General features: G+C 72.1%; 17 protein-coding genes. 14 read left to right on the forward strand and 3 right to left on the reverse strand.

Annotation, left to right across the window (positions count from 1 at the left end; translation table 11 throughout):
- The first annotated feature begins 101 nt into the window (after nt 1-101).
- Together LEL83_RS11975 and LEL83_RS11980 are read left to right on the forward strand one after the other, a co-directional pair.
- Nucleotides 102-305, forward strand: a complete 204-nt coding sequence (locus LEL83_RS11975) for a hypothetical protein (protein ID WP_225558984.1) — start codon at nt 102-104, stop codon at nt 303-305.
- The gene (locus LEL83_RS11980; RefSeq protein WP_225558985.1) at nt 302-718 is read left to right on the forward strand and encodes a type II toxin-antitoxin system death-on-curing family toxin; all 417 of its coding nucleotides are present in this window, start codon (nt 302-304) and stop codon (nt 716-718) included. Before LEL83_RS11975 ends, LEL83_RS11980 begins: the two co-directional genes overlap by 4 nt.
- On the opposite strand, the gene LEL83_RS11985 is transcribed toward LEL83_RS11980, so the two are convergent.
- The 3 genes from LEL83_RS11985 to LEL83_RS11995 form a co-directional block, all read right to left on the reverse strand.
- Complete coding sequence (locus LEL83_RS11985; protein ID WP_225558986.1) at nt 699-1,301, reverse strand: class I SAM-dependent methyltransferase; 603 nt, start codon at nt 1,299-1,301, stop codon at nt 699-701. The genes LEL83_RS11980 and LEL83_RS11985 overlap by 20 nt on opposite strands.
- Before the next feature lie 139 nt (nt 1,302-1,440).
- A complete protein-coding gene (gene uxaC, locus LEL83_RS11990) occupies nt 1,441-2,880 on the reverse strand; it encodes a glucuronate isomerase (RefSeq protein ID WP_225558987.1) in 1,440 nt (479 codons plus the stop codon).
- A gap of 53 nt (nt 2,881-2,933) precedes the next feature.
- The gene (locus tag LEL83_RS11995; protein WP_225558988.1) at nt 2,934-3,971 is read right to left on the reverse strand and encodes a LacI family DNA-binding transcriptional regulator; all 1,038 of its coding nucleotides are present in this window, start codon (nt 3,969-3,971) and stop codon (nt 2,934-2,936) included.
- 122 nt (nt 3,972-4,093) lie between these two features.
- Between LEL83_RS11995 and LEL83_RS12000 the strand changes: the two genes are divergently transcribed.
- The 12 genes from LEL83_RS12000 to LEL83_RS12055 all read left to right on the forward strand — a co-directional run.
- Nucleotides 4,094-5,464: an ABC transporter substrate-binding protein gene (locus tag LEL83_RS12000; protein WP_225558989.1), complete on the forward strand. Its 1,371-nt coding sequence runs from the start codon at nt 4,094-4,096 to the stop codon at nt 5,462-5,464.
- Complete coding sequence (locus LEL83_RS12005) at nt 5,464-6,486, forward strand: carbohydrate ABC transporter permease (RefSeq protein WP_225558990.1); 1,023 nt, start codon at nt 5,464-5,466, stop codon at nt 6,484-6,486. The genes LEL83_RS12000 and LEL83_RS12005 overlap by 1 nt, the downstream gene beginning before the upstream one ends.
- On the forward strand, nt 6,483-7,427 hold the full coding sequence (locus LEL83_RS12010; protein ID WP_198657817.1) for a carbohydrate ABC transporter permease: 945 nt from the start codon (nt 6,483-6,485) through the stop codon (nt 7,425-7,427). The genes LEL83_RS12005 and LEL83_RS12010 overlap by 4 nt, the downstream gene beginning before the upstream one ends.
- A 93-nt stretch (nt 7,428-7,520) precedes the next feature.
- Nucleotides 7,521-8,357 (forward strand): sugar phosphate isomerase/epimerase family protein, encoded by an 837-nt coding sequence (locus LEL83_RS12015; RefSeq protein ID WP_225558991.1) that lies wholly within the window; start codon nt 7,521-7,523, stop codon nt 8,355-8,357.
- A complete protein-coding gene (locus LEL83_RS12020; RefSeq protein ID WP_225558992.1) occupies nt 8,354-9,553 on the forward strand; it encodes a Gfo/Idh/MocA family protein in 1,200 nt (399 codons plus the stop codon). The genes LEL83_RS12015 and LEL83_RS12020 overlap by 4 nt, the downstream gene beginning before the upstream one ends.
- Nucleotides 9,550-10,422 (forward strand): sugar phosphate isomerase/epimerase family protein, encoded by an 873-nt coding sequence (locus LEL83_RS12025; protein ID WP_225558993.1) that lies wholly within the window; start codon nt 9,550-9,552, stop codon nt 10,420-10,422. The genes LEL83_RS12020 and LEL83_RS12025 overlap by 4 nt, the downstream gene beginning before the upstream one ends.
- On the forward strand, nt 10,419-11,699 hold the full coding sequence (locus LEL83_RS12030) for a mannitol dehydrogenase family protein (RefSeq protein WP_225558994.1): 1,281 nt from the start codon (nt 10,419-10,421) through the stop codon (nt 11,697-11,699). Before LEL83_RS12025 ends, LEL83_RS12030 begins: the two co-directional genes overlap by 4 nt.
- The gene (manD, locus tag LEL83_RS12035; protein ID WP_225558995.1) at nt 11,696-13,048 is read left to right on the forward strand and encodes a D-mannonate dehydratase ManD; all 1,353 of its coding nucleotides are present in this window, start codon (nt 11,696-11,698) and stop codon (nt 13,046-13,048) included. Before LEL83_RS12030 ends, manD begins: the two co-directional genes overlap by 4 nt.
- 31 nt (nt 13,049-13,079) lie before the next feature.
- Nucleotides 13,080-14,021 (forward strand): hypothetical protein, encoded by a 942-nt coding sequence (locus LEL83_RS12040; protein WP_225558996.1) that lies wholly within the window; start codon nt 13,080-13,082, stop codon nt 14,019-14,021.
- 231 nt (nt 14,022-14,252) lie between these two features.
- Nucleotides 14,253-14,882, forward strand: a complete 630-nt coding sequence (locus LEL83_RS12045; protein ID WP_198657823.1) for a 50S ribosomal protein L25/general stress protein Ctc — start codon at nt 14,253-14,255, stop codon at nt 14,880-14,882.
- A 44-nt stretch (nt 14,883-14,926) separates the two neighbouring features.
- Nucleotides 14,927-15,511 carry an aminoacyl-tRNA hydrolase gene (pth, locus tag LEL83_RS12050; protein WP_225558997.1) on the forward strand — a complete coding sequence of 195 codons (585 nt, stop codon included), beginning with the start codon at nt 14,927-14,929 and terminating at the stop codon, nt 15,509-15,511.
- 138 nt (nt 15,512-15,649) lie between these two features.
- A partial coding sequence (locus tag LEL83_RS12055) for an SMP-30/gluconolactonase/LRE family protein (RefSeq protein WP_308009910.1) occupies nt 15,650-16,767 on the forward strand: 1,118 nt, incomplete at its 3' end.

Below are 16,767 nucleotides of genomic sequence, written 5' to 3' on the forward strand. Positions count from 1 at the left end.
GTCCCCGGCGCGGCATCTGCGGTGTGCGCTGCTCCTACGGTCGTGCCATGATCACGATCACTGCTCCCCGGACCGATACCACCGTTGATACCATCGACCGCATGGCGATGACCCTCCGACTCGACGAATCCGAGGCCGCGGCGCTGCGCCGACGTGCCGACCTCGAGGCGCGCTCCATGCAGGACGTCGCCCGGGCCGCCATCCGGGAGTACATCGAGCACCACAGCCGCACCGACCTCATCGACGGCATCCTGGACAGCGAACTCCCCCGGTACGCCGAGGCACTCGAGCGACTCGGCGGGTGATCCACCTCACCGCCGACGAAGCGCTGCACATCGCCCGGCGGACCCTCGGCCCAGGCTGCACCGTCCGCGACGTCGGGTTGCTCGAGGCGGCGGTGGCACGGCCAGCGGCGTCCGTGGGCGGGAGCGACGCCTACCCGACGTTGGTCGAGAAGGCCGCGGCGCTGGTCCACTCCACCGTGCGGAACCATGCCCTGGTCGACGACAACAAGCGCCTCGGGCTGATGCTGTTGGTCGTCTTCCTCGGCGTGAACGGCACGCGGTTGCACGCCTCGAACGACCAGGCCTACGACTTCATCGTCGCGGTCGCCGAGGGAGAGCTCGATGCCGTGCCCGACATCGCTGCTGACCTGGCCCCGCTGATCTCGGCCGACCGCACGCCCGCACGACGCCCCGTCAGCGCCGCACCGCACTGATCGCGCCGTGCGGCCGGTGCTCGGGCGCGGTGCGTGTGACGGTGTCCACGACCTCGAAGCCCGCTTCGTCGAGCAGCGCCGCCAGGGACGCGACCGGCCACCGGTGGGCGGTGACGACCGCGTGGTCGAAGGCCTCGACCGCGGGACCCTCGAAGAACCCGAGCAGCAGACCGCCGCCGGGGGAGAGCACCCGCCGGAACTCGGCCAGCGGGACGCCGATGCGAGCGGGATCGTGGTGGATCACCGAGTACCAGGAGAGGACCCCGTCGACGCTGCCGTCCGCGATCGGCAGCGCGTCGAGCGAGCCGACCCGGAAGTCGACGTCCTCGGAGCCGTACGTGCGGCGCGCGTGCTCGACGAACTCCGGCACGGCGTCGATGCCGGTCACGCGGTGCCCCTGCCGAGCGAGGGACGCCGCCCAGTGCCCGGGGCCGCACCCGGCGTCGAGCGACGGACCGCGACGGCCTGCTGCCCAGGCGTCCACGAGTGTCCGGTCGTCGGGGTGGACGGCCGCCATCGAGCCGAGCAGCGCCGCGTACTCGTCGGCCCGAGCGCTGTACGCCGCCGTCGCCCGCTCCGTCATGCGCCCGACCGTACCGGGCGACGACGGAGCGAGTGCGACCGGTGCCGGGCAGCGTGACCGCGGCCGGCCGCCGGCCGTCGGGCGGGTGCGGCCGGTACCCGGCAGCGTGACCGCGGCCGAGCCCCCGGGCGCCCGGCGCTCAGAGCTTGAACGTCGCCCGCGGGATGTCCGACACGATCCGCTGCGCCGTGCGGACCGCGTCCTCCTCCGACATCTGGTGGGTGACGACGAGCGACGCCAGGTACGCCGCGTCCGCCCGTCGGGCCATGTCGTGCCGCGCCGGGATCGAGCAGTACGCCCGGGTGTCGTCGATGAACCCGGACGTCTTCGTGAAGGACGCCGAGTCGGTGACCGCGGACCGGTACCGCCCGATCGCGGCCGGGGTGTCGATGAACCACCACGGCGCCCCCGCGTACACGGCCGGGTAGAAGCCGGCGAGCGGACCGATCTCGCGCGAGAACACGGTCTCGTCGACGGTGAAGAGCACCAGGTGGAAACCGGGGGCGGTGCCGAACGCCTCGAGCAGCGGACGCAACGGCTCCGTGAACGACCCGACGGCGGGCAGGTCGTGCCCCGTGTCCGGCCCGAAGCGGTCGAGGGTGGGGGTGTGGTGGTTCCGGATCACCCCGGGGTGCAACTGCATGACCAGGCCGTCGTCGACGCTCATCTCCGCCCAGCGGAAGAGCATGTCGTGCCGGTACGCGGTGGCGTCGGCGTCCGACACCGAGGACGGGTCGCGGAGCGCAGCCGCGTGGATGCGTTCGCGCTCGCTCGACGGCAGCGGCGCGGACCCGGCGTCCAGCACCCCGGTGTCGGTGGCGGTCGCGCCGTGGCCGATGAAGTACTGGCGGCGTGCGCGGAGTGCCGCCAGCAGCCCGGCGTGGGTGCCCGTGTCGATGCCCGCAGCCTCACCGATCGACGTAACCACGGGCCTCCAGTCCGACCGCGTCGGGTCGAACACGGCATCGGCGCGGAAGGTGGGGAGCACCCGGCCGGTGAAGCCCGGGTCGGCGGCGAGCCGCGCGTGCGCGGCGAGGTCGTCGGCCGGGCCGTCGGTGGTGGCGAGGACCTCGATGCCGAACGTGTCGAACAGGGCGCGGGGCCGGAAGGCGGGTGACGCCAGCTGGCTGGCGATCTGGTCGTACTGCGCGTCCGCGTTCGCGGCCGACGGCTGCTCCGTCAGACCGAACACGTCGTGCAGTTCCGTCTCGAACCAGTAGCGCACGGGTGTGCCCAGGAAGTCGTCCCAGTGCTCCGCGAGCTGCCGCCAGACGGCGCGGCCTGGAGGCGCGGGGTGCGTCCCCGACAGGTCCTCGCGTCCCAGCGCCTCCAGTCCGACCCCGTTCGCGTGCAGCAGCCGGAGCACGTAGTGGTCGGGCGTGACGAGCAGCGCTGCCGGGTCCGGGAACGGTCGGTCGGCCGCGATCAGCGCGGCGTCGACGTGTCCGTGCGGCGAGATGATCGGGGCGTCCTTGACGGCGTCGAAGACGGTCCGAGCGACCGCCCGGGCGCCGGCGTCGGCCGGGAACAGCCGGTCGGGGTGGGGCGCGAGGCGGGCGGGGGTGCTGGACTGGGTCATCGTCGACTCCTTCGGTGGGACAGCGGGACGGGTCACGCGGGGACCGGTGCGGGTCATGAGCGGACCGGCGCGGGGCCGGTGGACCCGCGCACGGTCAGGTGGGTGGGCAGGGCGACGGCACCGGACATGTGCTCTCCGGGCAGCTCGTCGGCGGGGAGTGCCCCGAGCCGGCCGAGCAGCATCCGGATGGCGACCCGGCCGGCGCGCTCGATCGGCGAGGTCATCGTGGTGAGCGGCGGGTTGCAGAAGTCCGCGCCGAAGATGTCGTCGCAGCCGACGATGCTCATGTCCTCGGGGACGCGGACCCCGCGCTCCCGCAGGCGGGCGAGCATGCCGATCGCGATCAGGTCGTTGAAGGCGACGCAGGCGGTGGCCCCGGCGTGCACGGCGGCGTCGGCGGCCGCGGCGCCCGAGTCGACGAAGGGTGCGTGCGGTCCGATGCGCGCGACCCGCACGCCCAGGCGTCTGCCGACCTGCACGAGCGCACGCCAGCGGCGCTCGTTCGACCACGAGCTGTCCGGCCCGGCGACGTAGAGCACGTCGCGGTGGCCGAGCGAGACGAGGTGCTGCACGGCCTGCTCGACCCCGCCCGGGGTGTCGATGAGCACGGAGGGCACACCGGCGGGCCGACGGTTGACGACGACGAGCGGCAGACGCTCGGCGAAGCGGGCGATCTGCGCGTCGGACAGCCGTGACGCGGTGAGCACGACGCCGTCGGCCTTCGCGCCGACCGCGGTGAGTGCGGCCATCTCGGCGTCGGCGGACTCCTCGGTGTCGACGAGCAGCTGGGTCCACCCGGCGGCGGCGAGCTGGTGCTGCGTGCCCCGGATGACGTCGAAGTAGAACGGGTTCGTGATGTCGGAGACGAGCACGGCGACGGCGCGGGTCCGGCCGGAGGTCAGTGCCCGCGCCTGCGAGTTGGCGACGTAGCCGAGTTCGCGGGCGGCCCGCCGGATGCGCTCCTGGGTGGCGGGGTTGACCCGGTCCGGCAGCGACAGGGCTCGGGACACGGTCGACGGTGCGACGCCGGTCGCCTCGGCGATGTCCCGGATGGTCACCCGCCGTGTGGTGTCCGTGTCTGCGCTGCTCACGAGGCCGAACGTATTCGGCTCTGGCAACAAGTGGCAACCGGTTGCCGCATGTTGCCAACGGCGGGACAGTGGTGCCACCGAGCAGCGCCGCTCGGAGGAGGTCTCGAGGAGGAAACCCCCGGATGAGAACGCGAAGCACGAACACGCGACGCCTACGGCCCCGCACCCTCGTCGGTGCAGTCGCCGTGGTCGCCCTCGCCGCACTGTCCCTGCAGGGATGTGCCGTGGTGAACGGCAGCGGCGACGACCCGAACACCCTCCGCGTGATGATGGGCGCGGACACCACCTACCCGAAGGAACGCAAGCAGTGGCAGCGCGAGACCGCCGCCGAGTTCAAGCGCACCACGGGGGCGGACATCCAGTGGGAGACGTACTCGTCCGCCCAAGAAGAACTGACCGCGATCCAGACGAGCGTCATCTCCGGGCAGGGCCCCGACGTCTACGCGATCGGCACCACCTTCACCCCGACCGCCTACGCCACCGGCGCCTTCGTCGAGATGGGCACGGAGGAGTGGGACGCGATCGGCGGCAAGGACCAGTTCGACCCCGCGTCCTTCGGCATCTCCGGCCCGAGCGAGTCGAAGCAGATCGGCATCCCGTTCGCCAGCCGCCCGTTCGTGATGGCGGTGAACACGGACCTGCTCGCGAAGGCCGGCATCAAGGAGATGCCCACCACCTGGGACGAACTCACCGCGGCCGCGAAGGCCACCACCGGTGACGGCCGCCACGGCATGGCGATCGCGTACGCCGACGGCTTCGACCCCTGGAAGTTCGTGTGGGGGATGGCCCAGAACGCCGGCAACACGATCGTCGACGGGTCGACGGCCGAGATCGACAGCGAGGCCGTCGCGAACGCCTACCGCACCTACTTCGACTGGGTGACGAAGGACGGCGTCGTCGACCCGGCCGCGATCGGCTGGAACAACGCCCAGGCACTCGCGCAGTTCACCGACGGCAAGGCCGCGTTCTTCCCGATGACGACCACCACGGCGATCAACTCGTTCGAGGGGACCGAGGTCGACGGCAAGTACGAGTTCGCCCTGCTGCCGACCGTGCCACCGGGTGCGACGACGCGTCCGAGCGACGGCATCGAAGCGGCGAGCATCCTCTCGGGCGACAACTGGGTCGTGGCCGACTACGGCACCAAGCAGGACCTGTCGTTCGACTTCATCGAGCAGCTCAGTGCGCCGGAGGCACAGCTCGAGTACTACGAGCTGTTCGGCAACCTGCCGACCAACGTCGACGCCGCCGCGCGGCTCGCGGCGGACAACCCGCAGCTCGAGCCGATCATCGACGCCGGACGCCTGTCGAAGCCGACCGCCTTCACCGGTGCGTGGTCTGACATCCAGCTCGCCCTGGTCGACGTCGTCGTGCAGTCGATCCCGTCGCTCAAGTCCGGCGAGGTCACCGACGACGAACTCCGGAAGCGGCTCGGAGCAGCGCAACGCGACGCCCAGGCCACCCTCGACCGCCAGAAGAACGGAGGGCTGTGATGACCAGCACGCAGACCCGTCCCCGCACCGACGCGGCACCACCGCGGCCGGTCCGCCCGGTCGGGAAGACACCCCTGTACAAGCGCGAGCGTCCGCTGTGGATGCTCCTGCCCGGCGGCGTCCTCATGCTCGCCGTCATCGTGGTGCCGCTCCTGGTGGGCTTCTTCATCGCGATGCTCGACCTCGACCAGTACACGCTGCGCGAGTGGTTCAGCGCCCCGTTCGTCGGGTTCGCCAACTTCACCGAGGCGTTCACGAACTCGCCGCTGCTGCACTCCATCTGGATCTCGGTGTCCCTGTCGGTGCTCGTCACCGCCGTCACCGTGCCGATCGGGGTCGCCGCGGCGATCTCGACGCAGAACCGGTTCCCGGGCCGCGGGCTCGTCCGCTCGATCTACCTGATCCCGTACGTGCTGCCCGCGTTCGTCGTCGGCACGTTCTTCCGCACGATGCTCCAGCCGCAGGGCGTCGTCAACTCGATCCTGCACACCGACGTGCTGTGGCTGAACGGCTCGGCGTCCTACTGGGCGCTCGCCGGGGTGATGATCTGGACGAGCTGGCCCTTCGTCTACCTGCTGTCCCTGGCCGGGCTGCAGGCCGTCGACAACGAGGTGCACGAGGCCGCCGCCCTCGACGGGGTGACGTGGTGGGCGAAGCTGCGGTACATCATCTTCCCGTACCTGCGCGGTCCGCTGAGCCTGGCGGTGATCATCTCGATCCTGCACAACATCAACAACTTCACGCTGCCGTTCGTGCTGTTCGGCGTCCCGCTGCCGTCGAGCGTCGAGGTCATGCCCGTCCTGACGTACATCGCGAGCTTCCAGTCGTTCCGCTTCGGCCTGTCCGCGGCGATGGCGATCTGCTCGCTCGTGATCGTCGCGATCCCGCTGTTCGTCTACCTGCGGGCGGTCAAGCTCGACACCGGTGACGACGCGGGTCCCTCGCGCAGGCAGCGCCGCGCCGACCGCGCCACGCTCGCCGCCGCCCCGACCACCGCCGACATCGACGGAGCACGAGCATGACCACCTTCGGCACCACGCGCACCCGCCCCACCGCGACGCTCACCGAGAGCATCACGGCACCCGGCCGACGCCACAAGCGCCCCTACGACACCGACGTCACACGCCTGCTGCCCCGCTGGTTGCTCGTCACCGTGATCGCCGTCATCATCGCGTTCATCGCCGTGCCGGTGCTCTACATCCTGTTCGGTTCGGTCAACTCGGACGTCGCGGTCGCCCGCGGCGAGTACTTCCCGTCCGAGTTCACCCTGTCGAACTACGTCGAGATCTGGTCCACGGTCGCCCTCGGCGAGGGACTGGTGAACTCGATGCTCACCGCCGGCGCGGTCGCCGTCGCGAGTGCGGCGCTCGCCGTGTCCACCGCCTACGTGCTCGTCCGGTTCCGGTTCCTCGGGCGGCTGACGATCCTGCGCGGGCTCCTCGCCCTGCAGTCCATCCCGGGCACACTCCTGCTCCTGCCCGTCTTCGTGGTGTTCTCGAACATCGCCAGCGCCACCGGCGTGCAGATCATCGGGACACGCTGGGGCCTGTTCGTCACCTACCTGACGTTCGCCCTGCCGTTCTCGACGTGGGTGATGGTCACGTACCTGCGCGGCCTGCCGAAGGAGCTCGAGGAGGCCGCCCGCATCGACGGCGCCAGCTCGACGAAGATCCTGACGAAGATCGTGCTGCCGCTGTCGTGGCCGGGCATCGTCGTCTCCGCGATCTTCGCCTTCCTGCTCGGCTGGAACGACGTCCTGTTCTCCACGATCATGACGACCCCGAACACCCGCACCGTCGCCGTGGTGCTGCAGGTGCTCGGCACCACCCAGGAGGGCGGTGCCGTCCCGATCTACGGCCAGATGATGGCCGCGTCGATCGTCTGCGCGGTCCCCGTCGTCGCCCTGTACCTCATCTTCCAGCGCTACCTGGTCGGCGGCCTGACGGCCGGCTCCGTCAAGTAGCCCTGTGCAGTCCGCCGAATCGTCCACAGATCTGACTGGAGGCCCGGTGCGCGTCCGCCCCGCCGGTCACCCTGGTCGCATGAAGGGAACGCAATGACCCAGCCCAGTTGGGAACTCTCCGGATTCGGCGACGAGATCGACGCCGATCCCGTCGTCCAGGTCGCGGTGCTGCAGGCACTCGGCGCCAGCGCGATCGAGGTCCGCAGTGCCTGGGGCGTCAACGTCGTCGACCTCGACGACGACCAGCTCGCGGCGCTCCACCGCGTCCTCCAGGAGCGCGGGCAGGCGGTGTCCGCCATCGCCTCGCCGATCGGCAAGGTGTCCGTCGACGAACCCGTCGAACACGAGGTGTCGCGCCTGTCCCGGGCGATCCGAGCAGCGCACGCCCTGGGCACGACGAACATCCGGATCTTCTCGTTCTACTTCGCAGGCCGCCAGCCCGAGGCCGTCCGCGACGACGTACTCGTCCGCATGCGCGCCCTCGCCGACCTCGCCGAGCGCGACGGGGTGACCCTGCTGCACGAGAACGAGAAGGACATCTACGGCGACGTCCCCGCGCGGGTGCTCGACATCGTCGAGAGCGTCGGTTCGCCCGCGCTCCGGCTGGCCTGGGACAACGCGAACTACGTGCAGTGCGGCGTCCGGCCCTTCACCGACGGCTGGGAGCAGCTCGCCCCGTACGTCGACTACCTGCAGGTCAAGGACGCCCTCGCCGCCGACTCCTCCGTGGTGCCCGCGGGCGAGGGCGACGGCGAACTGCTCCAGACGCTCACCGCACTCCGCGACGCCGGGTACTCCGGCTACGCCTCCCTCGAACCGCACCTCAGCGACGTCACCTCCCTCGGCGGGTTCTCCGGCCCGGCGGCCTTCGGGCGCGCCGGGCGGGCCTTCCGGACGCTCACCGACCAGATCGGAGTCACCCTGCGATGACCGAAGCAACCCCGCTCAAGCTGGCCGTCGTCGGCGCCGGCGTCATCGGACGCCACCACGCCCGCGTCGCCGTCCAGCACCCCGACCTGCAGGTCGTCGCCCTCGTCGACGCGATCCCCGCCGCGGCCACGAGCGCCGCGGACGAGGTCGAGACGATGGGGGTCCCGCGGCCGATCACCACCGAGACCATCGAGCAGGCCATCGCCGCCACCGACATCGACGTCGTGGCGATCTGCTCGCCGTCCGGCATGCACGTGCAGCTGGCCGAGGCCGCCCTGGCCGCCGGCAAGCACGTCGTCATCGAGAAGCCGCTCGACACCACGATGCCCCGGGCCCGGCAGATCGCGGCGCTCGCCGCCGACGCCCGCGCTCGCGGTCTCGTGACGAGCGTCATCAGCCAGCACCGGTTCGACCCGGCGTCGGCCGCGGTGGCCGAGGCCGCGCACGGTGGCCGGTTCGGCACGGTCACCTCGGGGGTCGCGAGTGTCGCCTGGTACCGGTCGCAGGGCTACTACGACTCCGGCGACTGGCGTGGCACCTGGGCGCTCGACGGTGGTGGCGCCGTGATGAACCAGGGCGTGCACACCGTCGACCTGCTCGTCTGGGCGCTCGGTCGGCCCGAGGATATCTCCGCGCAGACCGGCCTGCTCGCCCACGACCGCATCGAGGTCGAGGACACCGCCGTCGCCACCGTCCGGTTCCGCGGCGGCGCCCTCGGGGTGATCCACTGCACGACGGCCGCCTACCCGGGCCTGTCGGCACGCTACGCGGTGTACGGCACCCACGGCTCCGCCATCGTCGACGACGACCGGCTCGCGTACTTCCACGTCGCGCCGGACACGGCCACGCTCGAGTCGGCGTCGACGACCGCGAACGCGACGGCCGTCGCCGACGCCGTCGACCAGAAGGACGAGGTCGTGCCGCCCGAGCACGTCGTCGGCGGGCCGGCCGAACCCGACCACTTCGCCGCCGGACACGCACGCCAGTACACCGACATCGTCGCGGCGATCCGCGAGGGCCGCGATCCGGGCGTCACCGTCGACGACGCCCTCGTCTCCCTCGCCACCGTCCGCGGCCTGTACGTCAGCGCGACGCTGGGGCATCCCGTCCGCATCGACGACGTCATCCAGGGCGAGTACGACCAGGTCGTGCCCGTCGTCGGAGCCCCCGCCGCCACCGAAGGAGCCACCCGATGAAGTTCTCCGTGTTCACCGCCTCGACCCCCGACTGGACCCCGCAGCAGGCGGCCGAGACGCTGGCCGGACAGGGGTGGGACGGCATCGAGTGGCGGATCGTCGACGACCGCACCGAGGACGGCTCCTCCGGCTTCTGGGCCGGCAACCGCTCGACGTGGCAGTTCACGGGCATCCAGGACCAGGTGGCCGAGATCGCCCGGATCACCGACGCTGCCGGGCTCGGGTACTCCGGCATCGGCGGCTACCAGCCCGCCGCCGACCACGAGGGCGTCGACACCATGCTCCGCGTCACGTCGGAACTCGGCGCTGGTCAGGTCCGGGTCACGATGCCGATGTACCGCCGCGAGCAGGAGCGCACCGGCGAGACGTACCCCCAGGTGTTCGACCGGACCCGCGTCGACCTGGAGTGGGCCGCAGGCCGGGCCGCCGAGCTCGGGGTCAAGGCACTGGTCGAGCTGCACCACATGACGATCACGCCGTCGGCCTCGGCCGCGCGACGACTGGTCGACGGCCTCGACCCGGCACACGTCGGGGTGATCCACGACCTCGGCAACCTCGTCATCGAGGGGCAGGAGGACCACCTCGCCGCGTTCGAGCTGCTCGGGCCGTACCTGGCGCACGCCCACGTGAAGAACGCCCGCTGGGTGGACACGGGGGAGACCCGCGCCGACGGCAGCCGGATCTGGCAGAACGAGTGGGCACCCCTGCGCGACGGCCAGGCCTCGGTGTCCGAGTACCTCGACGCCCTGCGGCAGCACGGCTACGACGGCTGGGTCACCATCGAGGACTTCTCGACCGACCTCCCGCTCGCCGAGCGCACCGCCGACAACCTGGCGTACCTGCGCTCGCTCGTGCCGGTGACCGCATGACCCGTCGTGCCGGCATCGTCCACCTGGGCGTCGGGGCCTTCGCGCGCGCCCACCTCGCCTGGTACACGGCGCACACCGACGGCGAACCATGGGGCATCACCGCGTTCACCGGGCGCTCGCCGGCCGCGGCGGATGCGCTCACCGCGCAGGACTGCCGGTACACGCTGGTCACCCGCGCCGCGGACGGCGATGCTGCCGAGGTCATCGACACGATCGTGGCGGCCCACCCCGGCACCGACGACGCGGCCTGGCGGCACGTGGTCGCGTCACCGGACACGACCATCGTCACGCTGACGGTCACCGAGGCCGGCTACCGGGCCGACTCCGACGTGCCGTCCCGGCTGGTCGACGGGCTCGCCGCCCGCCGCGCCGCCCACGGAGGCCGGATCGCGCTGGTGTCGCTCGACAACCTGACGCACAACGGTGCGGTGCTCCGCGACGCCGTGCTGTCCGCGGTGTCCGACCCCGCTCTGCTCGCGTGGATCGACGAGCACGTCACGTTCCCCTCGTCGATGGTCGACCGGATCACCCCCGCGACGACGGCCGACGACGTCGCACGTCTGGCGGAACTGCCCGGGGCGCTCGACGGCGACCGGGTGCCGGTGGTCACCGAACCGTTCGCCGAGTGGGTGCTCGAGGACGCCTTCGACGGGATCGACCGGCCCGCGTGGGAGAGCGCCGGCGTGCGGGTCGTCGACGACGTGACGCCGTACGAGCAGCGGAAGCTCTGGCTGCTCAACGGCGCGCACTCGCTCCTGGCGTACCTCGGCCTGCAGCTCGGCCACGAGACCGTGGCGTCCGCGATGGACGACCCCGTGTGCCGCACGGCCGTCGAGCTGCTCTGGGACGAAGCCGCGCTCGAACTGCCGCTGCCCGACGCCGAGGTCGCCGACGCCCGCGCGGCCCTGGTCGACCGGTTCGCCAACCCCCGCATCCGCCACACCCTGCGGCAGATCGCGGTCGGCGGCTCGCAGAAGCTGCCCGTCCGGGTCGTCGACGTCGTGCGGCGCCGACTGGCGCGCGACCCGTCCGCCGAGGTCGGCACCGGTGCCGCGACCCTGATCGCCGCGTGGTGGCTGCACGTGACCGGGCAGCCCGACCTGGTGGACGACCCCGGCGCTCCCGGGCCAGACTCGAGCCTGCACGACGTCCTGGCCGTCATCGCCCCAGACCTCGACACGACCCCCGTGGTCGCCGCCGTGACGGCGGCGGCCGACGGGATCCGCAGCGCCGCGGCAGCAGTCCGCGCGCCCTCCGACGAAGGAGTCCACGCATGACCGACACGAACACCACGAACCCGGCGGCCCCGTTCCCCGGCGCGAGCGACGGCGGACCGGCCCAGGCGACCTCGGGTCGTCCGGACACCTGGGCCTCCGCCGACCGCGGGCAGCTGATCGACCGGGCCGAGGTCATCGTCACGAGTCCGAACCGCAACTTCGTCACGCTCAAGCTCACGACCGCCGACGGGGTGACGGGGCTCGGCGACGCGACGTTGAACGGTCGTGAGTTGGCGGTCTCCGCGTACCTCTCCGAGCACGTCGTCCCGCTGCTGGTCGGCCGTGACGCCAGCCGCATCGAGGACGCCTGGCAGTTCCTGTACCGCTCGTCGTACTGGCGCCGGGGTCCCGTGACGATGGCCGCGATCGCCGCCGTGGACATGGCCCTCTGGGACATCAAGGCCAAGGTCGCCGGCATGCCGCTCTACCAGCTGCTCGGTGGGGCGTCCCGCACGGGGCTGATGGCGTACGGGCACGCCTCCGGCAAGGAACTCCCGGAGCTCTTCGACTCCATCCGCGAGCACCAGGAAGAGGGCTACCGCTCGATCCGGGTGCAGACCGGTGTCCCCGGGCTCGAGAGCATCTACGGCATCGCGTCGAACACGACCTCCGAGGGCAACGCCGGGGTGCGGTACGACTTCGAGCCGGCGCAGCGCGGGGCGTTCCCGGCGATGGAGGACTGGGACACCCGCGCGTACCTGCGCCACGTGCCCACCGTGTTCGAGGCCGTCCGCAACGAGTTCGGCCCCGAGCTGCCGCTCCTGCACGACGGCCACCACCGGATGACCCCGCTGCAGGCCGCCAAGCTCGGCAAGTCCCTCGAGCCGTACGACCTCTTCTGGCTCGAGGACTGCACCCCCGCCGAGAACCAGGAGGCACTGAAGCTCGTCCGCCAGCACACCACCACACCGCTGGCGATCGGCGAGGTCTTCAACACGATCTGGGACTTCAAGGACATCATCCGCGACCAGCTCATCGACTACGTCCGCGGGGCCGTCACGCACATGGGCGGCATCACCCCGCTGCGGAAGACGATGGACTACGCGGCGATGTACCAGATCCGGTCCGGGTTCCACGGCCCGACCGACATCTCGCCGGTGGGCCTCGCCGCCCAGATGCACCTCGGGCTGGCGATCCACAACTTCGGCATCCAGGAGTACATGCAGCACGGTCCCCAGACCAACCAGGTGTTCCGGCAGACGTTCACGTTCACCGACGGCTACCTGCACCCGGGCGACGAGCCGGGCCTCGGCGTCACGCTCGACGTCGACGAAGCCGGCAAGTACCCGTACGAGCAGGCCTACCTGCCGTTCAACCGCCTGGCCGACGGCACCGTCCACGACTGGTAGTCCGCGGCGCCGCGGCGGGCAGAGTGGAGGCGTGGAAGACCTCGGGTTCGCGGACGTCGCCAGGGAGCTGCTGCTCGTCGCGCCCGGGGACTTCGTCGCCGAGCGGACCGCACGCCAGCGGGCGGTCCGGAAGGACGACCGTGCGCTCGCCGCGGCGATCGGGAAGCTCCGGAAGCCCGCGCCCGCCGCGTGGGTGGTCGACCTGCTCGCCCACGACGGAGCGCTCGACGACGCCGTCGACCTCGGGCCGTCGCTCCGGAAGGCCCAGGCCGACGCCGACCCCGACGCGATCCGCGCGCTCCGACGGCAGCGCGCCGAGGTGGTCGAGGCGCTGACGCAGGCCGGGTCGGACCTGGCCTCGGACGCCGGGCACCCGGTCACGCCGGCGGTGCTCGACCAGGTGCGCTCGACCATCGAGGCGGCGATGGCCGATCCGCACGCCGGAGCGGCCGTCACGTCGGGGCTGCTCGTGGCGCCGCTCGAGAGCGTGGGGTTCGACACGGTCGACCTCGACGGATCGCTCGCCGACCCGGACGCGGTCCCCGACGCCTGGTCCGGCAGTGGTGCGCCGCCCATCCCCATCGCGGAGGCGAGGGGCGCGCGGAAGGCGACCCGCGCCTCCCGGCCCGCGAAGCGCGGTGGACCGGAGCCGGAGCCGGAGCCGGAGCCGGAGCGGGAGTCGGACGCCGATCCCGAACCGACGCGCGACCCCGCCGCCGACCGGAAGGCCGCGCGCCAGGCCGAGACCGCAGCGCGCACGGAGTCCCGAGACGCCGACGCGGCACTCGACGCCGCCGAGGCTGATCTCGAACAGGCGGAGGAGCGCCGCGCGGAGTTCCGGCGTGCCCTCGAGCAGGTCGAAGCCGACATCGCCCGGCTCGAGGCAGCCCGCGACGAGGCCGAGGCCGCGAGCGACCGAGCACGGGAACTCCTGGCCGCCTCGCAGCAGCACCGCCGTGACCTCGGCCGCTGACGGACCCCGGCCCGGGCGGTGCCGTCGGGTGGGCGACACGCGCGGCCCGTCCTGCTAGACTCGGTCCCTGACTTCGGCGAGGGCTGCGCGCGCGCAGCCGTGATCGACGCGGTGGGATACCCGGCCAGACTCTGGGATCGTTCCTCACGCGTGCACGCGTTCGAGTTGCAACACCACAGACCCCCCACGATGCCGGCATCCCGGCGTCGTCCCCGACGACCAGGAGGCACCATGGCCGACTACACCAAGCTCGCAGCGGAAGTCCGCACCAAGTTCGGCAAGGGCGCTGCGCGCAAGCTCCGCGCTGCCGACAAGATCCCCGCCGTCGTCTACGGCCACGGCACCGAGCCGCAGCACGTGTCCCTGCCGGGTCACGAGACCATGCTGCTCGTCCGTACCGCCAACGCGGTCGTCGACCTCGACATCGAGGGCGCTGCGCAGCTCGCCCTGGTCAAGGACGTCCAGCGTGACCCGGTGCGTCAGATCATCGAGCACATCGACCTCGTGGTCCTGCGCCGCGGCGAGAAGGTCACGGTCGACGTGCCCGTCGTCGTCGAGGGCGAGTCCTTCTCCGGCACGATCCACGTGCAGGACCTCAACACGGTCTCGCTGCTCGTGCTCGCGACCGACATCCCGGAGCACGTCACGGTCGACGTCGAGGGCCTCGAGGACGGCAAGCAGATCACTGCCGCCGACCTGACCCTCCCCGAGGGCGCCGAGCTCGAGACCGACCCCGAGGCGCTCGTCGTGCAGATCGTCACCCCGCGTGGCACCGCCGACGACGACGCTGCGGACGAGGCCTCGGCCGAGGCCGGCGCCGAAGCCGGTGCCGAGGGCGGCTCCGAGCCGGTCTCCGAGTAACACCCCTTCGCGGGCATCTGGTCGACGCTGATGGCGGAGTGCTGATGACGGGCAACACGCTCGTCGTGGTCGGGCTCGGGAACCCCGGGCCCGGCTACTCCGGCAACCGCCACAACGTCGGCCAGATGGTCCTCGACGAACTCGCGTCCCGCATGGGTGCGACGTTCAAGAAGCACAAGACGCCGAACCAGGTCGCCGAGGGGCGCCTGGTGCCCGGCGGCACACGACTCGTGCTCGCGAAGCCCGGGTCGTTCATGAACACCTCGGGTGGGCCGGTCTCGTCGGTGCTCGGGTTCTACAGCGCCACCCCGGCCGACCTCGTCGTCGTGCACGACGAGCTCGACCTGCCGTTCGACACCGTCCGGCTCAAGGGCAGCGGTGGGCACGGCGGCCACAACGGTCTGCGGGACATCATCAAGGCGACGGGCACGAACGAGTTCATGCGCGTGCGCGTCGGCATCGGTCGTCCGCCCGGTCGCCAAGACCCCGCCGACTACGTGCTGCGTGACTTCGCCGCAGCCGAGAAGAAGACACTGCCGATCCTGCTGGCCGATGCCGCGGACGCGGTCGAGGCGATCGCCGACGTCGGGCTGCTCGCCGCCCAGCAGCGGGTGCACGCACCGTCCTGACCGGTCCGGCTGCCGCACTGCGCACATCCGCCCTGTCCCATCTCCGCGCTGTCCCCGAACTGGGGGACGGTCCTGTACCCCGTGACGAGTAGGTTCACGTGGGGGCGACGGGCCCCGTGACGACGACCGGGGGCGTGGATGGTGCAGGGCAGGACGATCTCGAGCGGCGTCCGGGCCGCACTGCTGCCGACCGGGGTCTCGGTGGTCGTGGGTGCGCTGGTCGCGATCGGTGTCCTGAACGGGTTCGCCAGCACGGCGGCCGTCGCCGACACCGTCACCTGGACACCGCAGACGGCCGAGACCGCCGCACCGCCGGTGGCCGCCTTCTTCGCCGCACCCAACGACGTCGACCACGACGCTCGGGGACGCCTCGTCGTCGCGGACTTCGCGGCGAACGGTCTGCTGCGGCGCGACGCCGACGGCTCCTGGCAGACGATCGCCGTGTTCGGGACGCACGCCACCGCCGTGTGGAACCCCTCCGCGGTCGTCGCCCTGGCCGACGGTCGGTTCGTGGTGGCGGAGGCCGGTCGCCGCACCGTCGCCCTGCTGGACGGCGGGACCTTCACCCGGATCCCGGCCCCGCCCACCCGCCGATCGGTGTCCGAACTCGCAGTCGACGGCTCGACGGTCTGGGCGAGTGCCCCGGGGAGCGGCGCGCTCTGGACCGCCGACCTGAGCGTGGGCGACTGGACCCGGGTGGACGGGCCGTGGACCGATCCGGGCGGCGTCGCCCTGACCGAGGACGGCCGCGCGCTCGTGGTCAGCGACGCCCAGCAGGACGAGGTGTGGCGACTGGACCGGTCGGACGGCACAGCCACCGCACTCGGGTTCCCGGTCACCGACCGTGTCCGCCTGCTCGGTGTCGCCGTGGACGACGAGGAGTCGGTCTTCGTCGTCGACAACGCCGGCGGCCGGGTGTGGTCCCGCACCGGCGACGGGTGGTCGGTGGCGATCGACGCCGCCCCGGACGGGTCGGCCCTGGCGAACCCCACCGCGGTCTCGGTGGACGCGGGGCAGCGGATGGCGGTCGCGGACTACAACCGGCAGCGGGTCGTCACCGCATCGCGCCTGGTCACCGCGGATCCGTCGTCGAGTGCGCCGGAGGTGGTCCCGCCGACCGGCGTGGACCCGACGCCGACCGTGCCCGCCCCGAGCGGACCGAGCACGACCGAGCCGGCCTCGACCGAGCCGACCCCGACCCCGACCGGGCCGACTCCGACCGAGCCGGCCTCGACCGAGCAGGCGCAGGACCCGAC

Source organism: Curtobacterium oceanosedimentum (assembly GCF_020297365.1).
In the GTDB taxonomy this organism is placed as follows: Bacteria; Actinomycetota; Actinomycetes; order Actinomycetales; family Microbacteriaceae; genus Curtobacterium.

What these genes read in the sequence shown, in the direction of transcription:
- LEL83_RS11975 (WP_225558984.1), top strand. Translation starts at nt 102, where the DNA reads ATGGCGATGACCCTCCGACTCGACGAATCCGAGGCCGCGGCGCTGCGC.
- LEL83_RS11985 (WP_225558986.1), bottom strand. Translation starts at nt 1,301, where the DNA reads ATGACGGAGCGGGCGACGGCGGCGTACAGCGCTCGGGCCGACGAGTAC.
- uxaC (WP_225558987.1), bottom strand. Translation starts at nt 2,880, where the DNA reads ATGACCCAGTCCAGCACCCCCGCCCGCCTCGCGCCCCACCCCGACCGG.
- LEL83_RS12000 (WP_225558989.1), top strand. Translation starts at nt 4,094, where the DNA reads ATGAGAACGCGAAGCACGAACACGCGACGCCTACGGCCCCGCACCCTC.
- LEL83_RS12005 (WP_225558990.1), top strand. Translation starts at nt 5,464, where the DNA reads ATGACCAGCACGCAGACCCGTCCCCGCACCGACGCGGCACCACCGCGG.
- LEL83_RS12010 (WP_198657817.1), top strand. Translation starts at nt 6,483, where the DNA reads ATGACCACCTTCGGCACCACGCGCACCCGCCCCACCGCGACGCTCACC.
- LEL83_RS12015 (WP_225558991.1), top strand. Translation starts at nt 7,521, where the DNA reads ATGACCCAGCCCAGTTGGGAACTCTCCGGATTCGGCGACGAGATCGAC.
- LEL83_RS12020 (WP_225558992.1), top strand. Translation starts at nt 8,354, where the DNA reads ATGACCGAAGCAACCCCGCTCAAGCTGGCCGTCGTCGGCGCCGGCGTC.
- LEL83_RS12025 (WP_225558993.1), top strand. Translation starts at nt 9,550, where the DNA reads ATGAAGTTCTCCGTGTTCACCGCCTCGACCCCCGACTGGACCCCGCAG.
- LEL83_RS12030 (WP_225558994.1), top strand. Translation starts at nt 10,419, where the DNA reads ATGACCCGTCGTGCCGGCATCGTCCACCTGGGCGTCGGGGCCTTCGCG.
- manD (WP_225558995.1), top strand. Translation starts at nt 11,696, where the DNA reads ATGACCGACACGAACACCACGAACCCGGCGGCCCCGTTCCCCGGCGCG.
- LEL83_RS12045 (WP_198657823.1), top strand. Translation starts at nt 14,253, where the DNA reads ATGGCCGACTACACCAAGCTCGCAGCGGAAGTCCGCACCAAGTTCGGC.
- pth (WP_225558997.1), top strand. Translation starts at nt 14,927, where the DNA reads ATGACGGGCAACACGCTCGTCGTGGTCGGGCTCGGGAACCCCGGGCCC.